The following is a 12,512-nucleotide window of genomic DNA, read 5'->3' as shown; positions in this document are numbered from 1 at the left end:
GTGATGTAGCGATTTCAATCGAATTTCACCTAATTCCGTAGGAGATAAAGGAAACACGAACATGCGTAATTCGATGTTAACTTATCGCAGAGGCGGGGAAGCATCCTAGTCGCTGGGCGCTGGAGCTGGACATGTAAGCGCCAGAAATTTATACCTTCTTTACTTTTCTAAAAATCCCGCATCCATTTGAATGCGGGATTTTCCTGTTTCTATTCCGATTCTTTCTTCGATTGATCAATCTTACTAATGCCTAGCTTTTTTCCTTCTTGATAAACCGACTTCACAAAACTCATCGACATAAGTAGCATTATAATCGAGAAAGGAAAGGCTGCAATAATCATGGTGTTTTGTAATGCTTGCAAACCACCTGTGTATAATAGAGCAAGTGCTGTTGCAGAGAGTAGTACTCCCCAGGTTAATTTTATCGTTTGACTCGGGTCGCCGGTTCCTCCAGTTGTCATTAAGCCTAATACAAATGTACCCGAATCGGCAGATGTAATAAAGAACGTACTTATAAGCGTAATCGCTACAATGGAAGCCACAATCCCTAATGGGAAGTTTGCGAATACACCAAATAGTGATTCTTCTGTAGCAAGCTTAGAGATGGTGTCGATACCAGTATGTTCAAGATGAATCGCGGTGCCTCCAAACGTTGCAAACCATAAGAAACCAATAACAGATGGAACAAGTAACACCGTGAACACGAATTCCCGAATGCTGCGACCTTTTGAAACACGAGCAATAAAGATTCCAACAAACGGTGACCAGGCAATCCACCATGCCCAATAAAAAATAGTCCATGACTTAATCCATTCTCTCGTTTCCTCACTGAGTGGAGCAATCCGAAAACTCATGGCGGGTAATTGTTGAATATACGTACCAATTGAATTAGTAAAAAGGTTTAACAGGAACATCGTCGGTCCTAATGAGAAAATCAGCAGAAACAATAGCACCGCTAATCCCATATTTGCATTACTTAATATCTTGATTCCTTTCCCTAAACCTGTCCATGCTGAAATCATAAACAGAACAGTAACAATAACAATAATGATGAGTTGCATCAAAAAGTTATTAGGGATATCAAATAAAAAAGTCAAACCTCCATTTATTTGCACCGCTCCAAACCCAAGTGTGGTAGCTACCCCAATAACAGTAGCAATGACCGCAAAAATATCAATTACTTTTCCAGTCGTGCCATTCGCTTTGTCCCCAATAATAGGCTCAAGCGTGGCACTAATAAGCCCAGGCTTATCGTGTCGGTAATTAAAGTATGCCAACACAAGAGCCACAATTCCATATATCGCCCAGGCGTGTATCCCCCAATGAAAATAAGTAAACTGCATTGCATCCTTTATGGCTTGATCTGTACCTGTTTCACCCGTAGGAGAGCTCACAGCATAGTGACTAATGGGTTCAGCTGTCCCCCAAAATACAAGTCCAATCCCCATCCCAGCACTGAACAACATAGCAATCCAGGTAGGCCGTGAAAATTCAGGTTTCTCCCCAGGCTTCCCTAATTTTATTTTTCCAACTGGAGTAAATAAAAAGACCAATGCAACAAGAACAAAGATGGTTGTCACAATAAGGTAATACCATCCTAATTTACTTGCGATAAAGGCTTGAACATTCGTTGTAATACGTTCTAATCCATCCGGCCAAACGACTCCAATAATAACAAGAACTAACATAACACCTGCTGATATTTTGAATACAGGAGTAAATTTGTTGAGCATTACAGAAAGACCTCCTTCCTTAAGACGAATAATAGTCTTTTACATTACCTTTATTATTCTTAAGGAGGTACGTTCTTATTCAACAGAGTAGTAATAAGAAAACATCGCGACCTACGTATATAGAACGGGATGTTTTCCGTTAACCATTCTCTTCGGATTTCATCACATTCGTACGATCAACTTCTCGAATAGCTTTTTCACCAGATAACGCTAGTGTTAAGTCCGTATCTGCCAACATATTCTGTAGCACTTCCCTTACACCTCGTTCACCTGCTACCGCTAGTCCATACATACATGGCCGACCTACTAGAACTGCATTAGCGCCTAATGCTAATGCTTTTACGACATCTGCTCCTCTTCTGATGCCACTATCCATTAGCACGGGGATTTCTCCTTGTACGATGTCACAAATATGAGGAAGCGCTTCTAGAGCTCCCACTGCCCCATCTACTTGACGACCTCCATGATTGGATACAATAATACCATCTACACCATAATTTAGCGCTAATTTCGCGTCTTCTGGGTGTAAAATCCCTTTTAATAAGATCGGTAAACTCGTATGTTCTTTTAAAAAGAGGCAATATCCTTCCATGTTAACCCAGGATTACCAAACGTTTTCGTCCAGTGCATAATAGCTGAGGTTGGATCTTCTTGTGGAGAAGACTCAATTTTTGAACAAAAGGCAGGGTCTGTAAAATAATTTCCTAATCCTTCTCCTAGTAAGAAAGGAAGATAAACATTCTTCAGGTCGTACTCTCTCCAGGCCATCATCGGTGTGTCTAACGTTACAACCACGGCAGAATAACCTGAAGCCTCCGCTCTCCTCAAGAAACTAGCCGTGACTTCAGGATCCTTGTTCCAGTAGAGTTGAAACCATCTTGGTGAATCGCCCATCGCTTTCGCTATTTCTTCCATTGAAGCTGAAGAGGCAGAACTCGTTATATACGGTACATTCATCGATGCTGCTGCTTTGGCAGAAGCTATGTCTCCATCTGGATGTATAATAGACTGGACTCCAATAGGTGCAACCATCATAGGAGAAGTGTAAGTTGTCCCAAATAGATCAATCGTTAAATCTCGGTCCTCTACATTTCGCAGCATTCTCGGAACAATGTTCCAACGATCAAAAGCGCGTAGGTTTGACGACATAGTCTTCTCCCCACCAGCTCCTCCTGCAACATAATAATAAGGACCATCCTCTAAAATATCTCGCGCCTGTTCTTCCCACTCTTCATAAACCACCGGCAACCTTTTTGGATCAGGGTTGTGCATGGTCTGATACATCTTAAATTGAACTTGATTTCCGTAATTCGACATACAGATTCCCCTTCACGATAGAATTATCTGAATGAAGTCTGTTCATCGGGTGTGCTTCCAACATTAGTCCTTAAATTGTACATGTAGAGTACTTTCCCTAATAAATCAATTACTACAAATGAGCTATTCTCAGATATACCATCATCGTATCATAATTTTTGCAAGCGATTGCAATATGCGTTATAAACCTTTCCATACTTTGGAATATTTCTATAGATCTTGTTCTAACTCAATTAATTTCAACGCTTTCTCCTTAATTTCTTCCTCATCTACTACATCGTAAAGGTTTCGTAACCCTTGGATGATGTCATAGCGAATGAAGGTGTAGTTCTTTTCATCTACACAGTGTTTAAAACGCTCTTCAAGATGTTTCAAAACCAATTCTTGATGACCTGAACTAACTCCCCCCTACCTTCCATAGAGATTGCAGCGTATGCCTTGCTGTCACGAACTTATCATCCTTTGTCACAGCTACAATAACTGGGAAGTCCTCTAACATTCTATTTTCCGGATCACTTTTTGCTAAATTACAAAGTAGCTGCGTGGCAATCGCACGTCGGTGATTATCTTTGTGGGTCGTATCCTCTAATAAAGAATCCCACACTTCATAAGCCCAGTCCACTTTTTCACTGTCATGGTTTGAAGTCGCTGGAAAGCTTTATAACGAGTTTGTTTATCCTTGGATTGTAGTTTTTCAAAGTAGATTATAGTGGAATCCATTTGTCACTCTCCCTTAAGATGTGCTTTTATTATGTTAGCTAAAATCAATCTATTACCTTCCTGAAATGTCACGTAATACTGACAATTTTAGATTAAAGTACACATATGATGTTTTAGAAGTTGTGCTTACTTAGTCTATAACAGAAGGAGGTACCAGAGTGTGGTAAACTTCACCTTATTTTCAGGTACAGTCACCATGATTAATGATTTTATAACAGGGCAAAACGGCGAAGGAGAAGGTTGTTACACATTAATATCGGTGGATAACGGTGCTGGTGCGATGGTTAATTTCGTGATTTCACCCACCACCTATTTTGTAGATCATGCTATTGTCTCAGTAGGTGATCAAGTAACTGGATATTATGATAGAAATGCACCTACTCCGCTTATATACCCACCTCAATATCGCGCCCTTGTTATGGTAAAGGAAAGTGCTTATCAAAACGTCAAAGTAGATTACTTTAACAGCCAGCTCGTCAGTAGTGATGGACAGTTACGATTAAACTTATCTCCCTATACACAAATGATGCTAGCGAATGGTCAACCATTTACAAAGGACCCTTCAAACCGAAATCTCATTGTGATCTACGGGCCTAGTACAAAAAGTATTCCCGCCCAAACGACCCCTTATCGAATTGTCGTCTGGTGTTCTTAAACAACGGAAAGGAAAAGTGTATTTGGTTATTAATTTAAATGCCATACAGTCCCAAAGATAGGGGGTTATACAAGCAAAAAAGAACCTTCAATCTAAACTAGATTAAAGGTTCTTTGGCGTTATAACTTTTTACTAGTAATGTTTAGGTGCATTAACTAAAAACCGTTTCTTGTTGGTTTTCGTATAGCCCTAGAGTCTGGGACGTAGATTTATGAATCTCTTTAAGAAGCTCTGGGTTTTCGGCTAGGGAAAGACCATAAGAAGGAATCATTTCTTTAATTTTCGGCTCCCAATCCTTCAAGTGTTCTGGAAAACACTTCTCGATTACCTCAAGCATAACTTGCACGGCAGTCGAAGCACCTGGAGATGCCCCTAGTAATGCAGCTACTGAACCATCCGACGAATGGACAACTTCCGTACCAAATTGAAGCGTTCCTTTCCCACCGTTCTCTGTATCTTTAATCACTTGTACACGTTGACCAGCTGTGACTAAATCCCAATCATCGCTCTTTGCATCTGGAATAAACTCACGTAAGTCTTCCATCCGTTTTTCTTTGGAGGATATCACTTGCTGAATCAAATATTTTGTTAGAGACGCATTTTTTACACCTGCGGCTGACATCGTAAACACATTATCCGATTTTACCGATGTAAATAAATCAAGAAGTGAACCGGTTTTCAAAAACTTTGGTGAAAAGCCGGCAAACGGCCCAAACAGTAACGATTTCTTTTGATCAATAAATCTTGTATCAAGGTGAGGTACAGACATCGGAGGTGCTCCAACCTTCGCTTTTCCATACACCTTCGCATGGTGTCGGTCGATTACTTCCTGATTGTTACATACCATAAATAATCCACTAACAGGGAATCCGCCGATATGTTTCGAGTCAGGAATTCCAGTTTTTTGCAGAAGATGAAGACTACCGCCTCCACCACCGATAAATACGAAATCTGTTATATGGTATTCAATCTTTCCATTTTCGTTGTCGTGCACCTTGACTTCCCAAGTTCCATCGCTTTTTTGTTTAATATCTTCAACACTATGTCTGTAGTTGACCTCGACGTCACTATATTCTAGATGATCAAACATTTTACTAGTAAGGTCCCCGAAGTTGACATCGGTTCCTGAATCAACTTTGGTTGCCGCAATCGGCTCATTTGGATCTCTGTCTTCCATCATAAGCGGAATCCACTTCTTCAGTTGCTCTTGATCATCAGAAAACTCCATATCTCGAAACAAAGGGTGGTTCGACATCGTTTGGTAACGCTTTCTCAAGAACTCTACATTTTGCTTCCCTTGTACAAAACTCATGTGAGGTAAAGGCATGATAAAGTCACTTGGATACCCAATAAGCTTATTGTTTACCAAATAAGACCAAAATTGTTGAGATACCTGGAACTGCTCATTTACCTTAATTGCTTTGCTCATATCAATTGATCCATCTGATTTTTCTTGTGTGTAATTCAATTCACATAGAGCAGCGTGTCCGGTTCCGGCATTATTCCATACGTTCGAGCTTTCCTTGCCTGCACTATCCAACTTCTCAAACACGCGAATGTTCCAATCTGGGGCCAACTCTTTCAACAATGACCCTAACGTTGCACTCATAATTCCAGCACCTATTAAAATGGCATCTGTTCTCGTGTAGTTTTTACTCATGTGCTCTTCATTCTCCCTATACATTACAGAAAAGATACGGTGTTCCTATTCAGACATCCTCTGAACAAGAATTGCCATAAAGATATACCTTTTCTAATTATTTTTCAATCTACTACTAGTGTATCATTTTTTTCTATAGACTAAAAAAACTTGTGAACATAATTTCATAAAATTTTACTATTATAGGCAATTATGTATTTAACTGAGAGAAGAATCGTTCCCTTGCACTTTTCGTTGAATACTATTAAAGTGTATAATGATGAAATCGAGACCATCTAATGATGGATATAATAAAAACATTTTTCTTTTTAATTTTGGGAATGTGATTTCCCTTAAGGAAAGGGTTCAGATATACTATGAAAGATAATTTTTGGCATGAGTTGCCGCGACCGTTTTTTGTTCTGGCACCGATGGAAGCCGTGACGGATGTCGTTTTTCGTCATGTCGTGAGTGAAGCAGCGAGACCTGACGTGTTTTTCACAGAGTTTGCGAATACGGAAAGCTACTGCCATCCAAAAGGGAGAGATAGCTTACGGGGACGTCTGACGTTCACAGAGGATGAACAGCCAATTGTCGCTCACATTTGGGGAGATAAACCGGAATACTTCCGACAAATGAGTATTGGCATGGCCGAAATGGGATATCGCGGAATCGATATCAATATGGGTTGCCCTGCACCGAATGTCGCAACGAAAGGAAAAGGATGTGGGCTAATCCGTCGTCCAGATGTTGCAGCAGATATCATCCAAGCAGCCAAAGCAGGAGGACTTCCCGTAAGCGTAAAGACTCGTCTCGGCTATACGGAAGTAGAGGAATGGCACGACTGGCTGAAGCACCTCTTGGAACAGGATATTGTCAATCTTTCCATTCACCTCCGCACGAAAAAAGAGATGAGTAACGTTGATGCTCACTGGGAGCTGATTCCGGAGATCAAGAAACTTCGTGACGAAGTGGCTCCTGATACGCTTCTAACAATCAATGGGGATATCCCTGACCGTCAAAAGGGGCTTGAACTCGTAGAAAAATATGGCGTAGATGGTGTGATGATTGGACGAGGAATCTTCCATAATCCGTTCGCCTTCGAAACAGAGAAGAAAGAGCATACCAGTGAAGAACTGCTCGATCTTCTGCGTCTACAACTAGACCTTCATGATAAGTATTCTGAAGAACTAGAGCCGCGTCTCTTCAAACCACTTCGCCGCTTCTTTAAGATCTATGTCCGCGGATTCCATGGAGCGGGTCAATTAAGGAATCGACTGATGGAGACAGAATCCACCGATGAAGTACGCGCTCTGCTTGATGAGTTTACAGAGCAAGATGGAGTAAAAGAAGAGAAAGGTTTTTCTGTTACGTAAGTAAAACCCCTGTTTCGTTTGAATCACTTTTAGATTTTCACAGGAGAGAAGAGCTGCTTGGGCTTTTCTCTCTTTTTGATAAGCAAAAAATGATGCAATAAAGCTGGTATGACGGTTCTTCTACTTATGTGGAGTAAGAGAGCCTTCCCCGTGCTTAATTTCAACATTTTTTGACTCTATTTATGATACGTCCCCCCTGCAAAATCCAAAACGCCCGATATACCTGCTCCAGCATTCTTCACTCAACCTTAGCAATCAGCCAATTCTGCTTCATTGAATTACCATGTTAACTTGTTATCCTTAATTTCTTCTTCCCAAAGACCTTTTAATTCATTTATCAACTCTTTTGATAATCTGCCTTGCGATGCAGATCTATTTTGGTTGAACTGTTGTATATCTCTTGCTCCAGGGATAACGGTAGAAACTTCGCTATAAGAAAGGATAAATTGTAGAGCTCCGTGTACCATAGAGATATCATCAGTTTTTAAAATACGACGAACTTTTTCTACTAGCTCCCCTCTTCGTTCAATTTCTTCTACACTCCACCTGCTTCTAATCCCATTAAATGTACTGTTTGCATCATATTTACCGGTAAGCCACCCTGAGTCTAGGGGTACTTTGGCAATAACTCCAACCCCTTGGCTTTGCGCTGATTTTATTGCGGCAGCTGGTTCTTGATGAAATAGATTAAACATAACCTCAATAATCTGACTTTGTGTTTGATTTAATAGTTCAAACATCTCTTTGCCAGTATCAACTGAAGCTCCAAAGGCTCTGATTTTCCCCTGCTCTTTCAATTTTCTCAACACTTCAAACTGATGACTGTTTCCATCAAGAGTGGAGAAGGGAGGATTATGTAGGAGAAGACTATCAAGATAATCTGTATTTAACCTTCGTAGACTCTCTTCCACTGATAATATTAATTTGCTAGGTTCAAAGTTTTGTTCATCATTTGGATGGTGTCCGCACTTGCTGCTAATGACCACCTGGTCCCTTTTTCCTTTAAAGGCTTTGCCAAGAAGTTCTTCACTTTTACCATCTCCATAATTAGGAGCTGTATCAAAGAAATTGCATCCAGAATCCATGGCTGTATGTACCAAAGAAATCGCTTCATTCTCTGTCATCTTTCCCCAGTCTTTCTCGTTACCTAATTGCCAAGCACCAAACCCAACCTCCGATACTTGTATTCCGGTGTTCCCTAAGCTTCGTTGTTTCATTTAATATTTCCCCCTTTTCTTGATTCTATATTATTAAATCATGTAATTGTCCTCTGTTGCCGATGAATAGAGTCGATGTTTTTTTCTGCGTGCTTAACTGTGTACATAATTTTCTCAATGTTTTACAGTTACTTATGGTACGGCTCCCCGCACCTAAAATACTAGCTGTTTTTTATAAAGGTTCTTTCCGTGTACTTTTTTGTTGCTTTTTTTTTCGTAGTTGAGAGAAATTCTGCAGTAACTGATATTGGTTGTCTTCAACTTCCTTTACAAGATGAGTGCTAATATGGCGTTGCAAAAACTCGCCTTCCGCGGGGAACGCTTCAGCCAGGAGATACGTCTTTATAAAAAAGAATAATACCTTCTATAAAGACATTATTCCTTATACATGCCGTAGACCTTATTTAATACTGATTTCAGTTTATCCCTTAGGATTTCTTTTCGCTTTTCATAGGATGTTTCTAAGTTAGTGAATTTAAGACTTACATTATTTGAATATTAGTAACTTATTCTTTGTATGTCCCATTCTACCCATTTATCATCAGGTATGTTGTATTTTTTTAGTTTTCCATTAGTAAACAAACTAGCATAATGAATGTGATCTTGATAAAGTTTAATTTGGGTAAATGCTTCTCTAATCCTTGTCAAAGTCAAACACGGTCGTTCGGTTTCTCCCATTCAGTTTAGATTGATACAATGCAGTGTCAGTACGTTCGATTATTGGGATCGAAGAATCATCTGCTGTTTGATACTGGGCTATTCCAATCGAGATTGTTATAGAAACCCCTGTCGGACCTTGAACTTCAGCAACTTTATGTCGCAAGCATTCAGCAATGACATACGCTTCCCCCACATCTTGCTCGCGAATCAATAACCCGAATTCTTCTCCTCCATAGCGGAAACTTAAGGTTCTATCGTTAGTGATTGCGCATAAGTGCTGTGCTAATTGTTTGAGTACTTCATCGCCTATGAGATGCCCATAGGTATCGTTGATGTTTTTAAAATGATCGATGTCTATCAAGATGAGCGAGAATGGCAATTTTTTGTCGAACCAATCCGCAATCACTTGATCGAACGCCCTTCTATTCATTAACCCTGTCAAACCGTCAATTTGAACCTGATCGGAGAGCAACTTGTGATAATCGATCATATGATAGTAAAGTTGGCGTATTTCACTGATGGCCAAATGAACTTTACTCTCTTTTAAGTCATCTCTTCTTGTCATATTGCTATCATCATCCTCTGCCATCTGCTTCAGCCAATCCGACGTCCACCGAATTGGTCTAATTATGGTTCTATTGAAATAAAGATAGATGAATAATGATAGGATGATTGAGATACCAACAACAATGACCAAGCTTCCGTACACCAATCGTTTGATTGATACTACTTCCTGCTTTTTATTGTACAAATACTGTTTTTCCATTTCATTAATCTGATTAATCAATTGAGTTATCTCTGATTTCGTTGCCTCCGTTATTGATGCGAACGATTGCAGTTCCTGATCGGCATTCAGGTTACCGCTAGATGCCATGGCCATATTCAATTCCTTGATCATCTGGTTATTTTCCTGAAGCCATTGATCGAGAGTTTTGTTCAACTGATTGACTAACTCTTTTTGCGGAGGACGATCTGATATACTGTCTTGGATGGAACGAATCGATTGCTTAAAATCATTTTGTGTTTGTTCTAGGATTAACTGTACATTTTTTGAAGCAAATTCACCGTTATTAAGCAACTCTTTGCCTGTTTCCTCCTCGATTAACGTTACATTATCAATGATTATGCGATGTCTATCATTTAACTGCATTTCAGGTAATTGTCCAAAGCCGAAGACAATATGGACCAGCTGATCCGTAGGGTTTTGCATTTGGAACCTTATGGTGTATTGCTTCATATCATTCATCAAATTGACGGTGGCAACTTGATACTTGTTGTAGTATATACTGTTCTCAAACAGCACTTGGATTGGCCGAGTCGTTGTTGACTTTGCATCAAATATCAGCTTGTAATGCTTTTTCTGATTGAGAGTAAAAGAACCTTGCATGACTTGAACAGACCAAGGCAACGTTCCAATAGAGTACATTGACGCGTTAAGCTGTTGATCATCCATATTGAACTTAGCATTAGCCCCATGGCTTGTCTCTACATAGCTTTTCCATCCGTTTCCTGAGAAATGATCCCAAATCTCAAGCTCCACCTTGTTGATCGATTCTTCAATCGAATTCATTAGCATGAGTACATTGTATGAAGCGCTGGCCATATGATTTACCCTACTCAATCGTTCCATCCCGGTGAAGGAAATGGTACCGATGAGCACCATCATCACGAAGATTAAAAAAAAAGCCATTATCATGACTCCTTTTATATTCCTGGTGAATGACTTTAATAATTGTCTCAATAACCGGCGCATAGTACCTCTCCTTCAACTTACTCATTTCACTTTGATTATATCGATTCTAAATATTGCTACTATTAACTGCATATGTAACATTATTTGATTAAGAAGATATTCGTCTATAATGTTCCGAAAAAAATCGCCATTTTCGATAACAATTTCTCCCCTTTTAAAAGATCAAATGTCCAATGGATAAATAAAAGACTTGCTTTTATTTATAACACAATGCTCTCCAGCGTCCCTCCATGTTAAAGTAACTCTTACAGAGGAATGAATTCTAATATAAGATCTAGAGGACGATAGTTAACATTTCCTATATTCCGTTTTCATTTTAAATCAATACACGGAGTAACGCTTTTCCCATCAATTATAAACCGCTTTCACATTCATAACAATTATTTTTACAGTTTGGCATTGAAAGGAAAGCGGTTATAAAGTACTACTATATCCATAAAGTAACCTTTTAGTTTGTACTTAAGTGATTATTAAACTATAACAAATATCTATCTATTGTTAGTTACAAAATACTGTTCTATCTTTATTTTGTAACTTCTTATTTTTCAGTAAATCCTCTATGACGTTGACCATTTCCTTCAGATGGATACGGAAATCCCCTTTAAACCTACCTTTGATCAACATATCCTCATTCTGAAAGATAGTTTAGTACCTTCGAAACATTTACACCTAATGGTCTAATAAGTGAGTTATCTGTACTCATTAATGGTTTTTTGGAATTTTGAACGATATATTTTTTTAGTAACTATACTCAAAGGGTCCATAGTTAATCTCAATTTTCTTTTTAACATCTTTTTTCAGCGTTTCTTCATCAATGTTAGTTAAAGAAAATTTAAAAAAAGCCCTTTGTAGGCGAAAAGGCTTTGTTTAGGTATTGTCGCTAGAATATAGAACCATATCTTTGATACTTACCTTTTATTTAATACTTTTTCCAACACAAGATAAAAAACCGCCTCTATTTATGGTAGGGTTCCCCACGCATAATTCGAAACGCTCGATACACCTGCTCCAACAACATCAACCGCATCATTTGATGGGGGAACGTCATCTTCGAAAAGCTTAATGCAAAATCGGAGCGTTTCTGAACACCTTCGCTAATGCCAAGGGATCCACCAATGACAAAGGCGATTTTACTGTTTCCATATGTTGCTAGCTGATCGAGTTGTTCGGCTAATTTTTCTGATGTAATCTTCTTGCCTTCAATCTCTAATGTGATGACGTATGTATCCGCTCCAATTTTGCTTAAAATGCGTTCGCCTTCCTTTTGCTTCACTTCTTCCATTTGGGCTTCACTAAGGTTTTCTGGTGCTTTTTCATCCGAAACTTCCTGGATATCGACTTTTGCATATGGGCCCATTCGTTTGATGTATTCATCAATACCTTGTTTTAAGTATTTTTCTTTTAACTTGCCAACGGAGATAATAGAAATCTTCATAAAATCG

General features: G+C 39.2%; 9 protein-coding genes and 1 pseudogene. 2 read left to right on the top strand and 8 right to left on the bottom strand.

What is annotated here, in order from left to right:
- Positions 1-209: 209 nt before the first annotated feature.
- The 4 genes and pseudogenes from GLW08_RS13075 to GLW08_RS22270 form a co-directional block, all read right to left on the bottom strand.
- Positions 210-1,733, bottom strand: a complete 1,524-nt coding sequence (locus GLW08_RS13075) for a glycine betaine uptake BCCT transporter (protein WP_160849096.1) — start codon at positions 1,731-1,733, stop codon at positions 210-212.
- A 139-nt stretch (positions 1,734-1,872) separates the two neighbouring features.
- Positions 1,873-3,050 (bottom strand): annotated as a pseudogene (locus tag GLW08_RS13070) (lactate 2-monooxygenase).
- A 210-nt stretch (positions 3,051-3,260) separates the two neighbouring features.
- The gene (locus GLW08_RS22275; protein ID WP_337193937.1) at positions 3,261-3,431 is read right to left on the bottom strand and encodes a hypothetical protein; all 171 of its coding nucleotides are present in this window, start codon (positions 3,429-3,431) and stop codon (positions 3,261-3,263) included.
- A 204-nt stretch (positions 3,432-3,635) separates the two neighbouring features.
- A complete protein-coding gene (locus GLW08_RS22270; RefSeq protein WP_337193936.1) occupies positions 3,636-3,770 on the bottom strand; it encodes a hypothetical protein in 135 nt (44 codons plus the stop codon).
- Between the two features lie 160 nt (positions 3,771-3,930).
- Here GLW08_RS22270 and GLW08_RS13060 point away from each other — a divergent pair, with 160 nt between their 5' ends.
- On the top strand, positions 3,931-4,425 hold the full coding sequence (locus tag GLW08_RS13060; RefSeq protein ID WP_160849095.1) for a hypothetical protein: 495 nt from the start codon (positions 3,931-3,933) through the stop codon (positions 4,423-4,425).
- Between the two features lie 151 nt (positions 4,426-4,576).
- Here the strand turns inward: GLW08_RS13060 and GLW08_RS13055 are convergent, their stop codons facing one another.
- Positions 4,577-6,109 carry a malate:quinone oxidoreductase gene (locus GLW08_RS13055; RefSeq protein ID WP_272917088.1) on the bottom strand — a complete coding sequence of 511 codons (1,533 nt, stop codon included), beginning with the start codon at positions 6,107-6,109 and terminating at the stop codon, positions 4,577-4,579.
- Positions 6,110-6,441: 332 nt separating this feature from the next.
- Here GLW08_RS13055 and GLW08_RS13050 point away from each other — a divergent pair, with 332 nt between their 5' ends.
- Positions 6,442-7,440 carry a tRNA dihydrouridine synthase gene (locus GLW08_RS13050; protein WP_160849093.1) on the top strand — a complete coding sequence of 333 codons (999 nt, stop codon included), beginning with the start codon at positions 6,442-6,444 and terminating at the stop codon, positions 7,438-7,440.
- A 278-nt stretch (positions 7,441-7,718) separates the two neighbouring features.
- On the opposite strand, the gene GLW08_RS13045 is transcribed toward GLW08_RS13050, so the two are convergent.
- The 3 genes from GLW08_RS13045 to rlmH form a co-directional block, all read right to left on the bottom strand.
- Complete coding sequence (locus GLW08_RS13045) at positions 7,719-8,657, bottom strand: aldo/keto reductase (RefSeq protein ID WP_160849092.1); 939 nt, start codon at positions 8,655-8,657, stop codon at positions 7,719-7,721.
- Between the two features lie 634 nt (positions 8,658-9,291).
- Entirely contained in the window at positions 9,292-11,007 is a 1,716-nt protein-coding gene (locus GLW08_RS13040; protein ID WP_160849091.1) for a diguanylate cyclase, read from the bottom strand.
- A 1,018-nt stretch (positions 11,008-12,025) separates the two neighbouring features.
- The gene (gene rlmH / locus GLW08_RS13035; protein WP_160849090.1) at positions 12,026-12,505 is read right to left on the bottom strand and encodes a 23S rRNA (pseudouridine(1915)-N(3))-methyltransferase RlmH; all 480 of its coding nucleotides are present in this window, start codon (positions 12,503-12,505) and stop codon (positions 12,026-12,028) included.
- Positions 12,506-12,512: the final 7 nt, after the last annotated feature.

It is taken from the genome of Pontibacillus yanchengensis (assembly GCF_009856295.1).
Lineage (GTDB): Bacteria > Bacillota > Bacilli > Bacillales > BH030062 > Pontibacillus > Pontibacillus yanchengensis_A.
The sequence above is the reverse complement of the archived record's forward strand: the minus strand, read 5'-3'. Positions and strand labels throughout refer to the sequence as shown.

What these genes read in the sequence shown, in the direction of transcription:
- GLW08_RS13075 (WP_160849096.1), bottom strand. Translation starts at nt 1,733, where the DNA reads ATGCTCAACAAATTTACTCCTGTATTCAAAATATCAGCAGGTGTTATG.
- GLW08_RS22270 (WP_337193936.1), bottom strand. Translation starts at nt 3,770, where the DNA reads ATGGATTCCACTATAATCTACTTTGAAAAACTACAATCCAAGGATAAA.
- GLW08_RS13055 (WP_272917088.1), bottom strand. Translation starts at nt 6,109, where the DNA reads ATGTATAGGGAGAATGAAGAGCACATGAGTAAAAACTACACGAGAACA.
- GLW08_RS13050 (WP_160849093.1), top strand. Translation starts at nt 6,442, where the DNA reads ATGAAAGATAATTTTTGGCATGAGTTGCCGCGACCGTTTTTTGTTCTG.
- GLW08_RS13045 (WP_160849092.1), bottom strand. Translation starts at nt 8,657, where the DNA reads ATGAAACAACGAAGCTTAGGGAACACCGGAATACAAGTATCGGAGGTT.
- GLW08_RS13040 (WP_160849091.1), bottom strand. Translation starts at nt 11,007, where the DNA reads ATGGCTTTTTTTTTAATCTTCGTGATGATGGTGCTCATCGGTACCATT.
- rlmH (WP_160849090.1), bottom strand. Translation starts at nt 12,505, where the DNA reads ATGAAGATTTCTATTATCTCCGTTGGCAAGTTAAAAGAAAAATACTTA.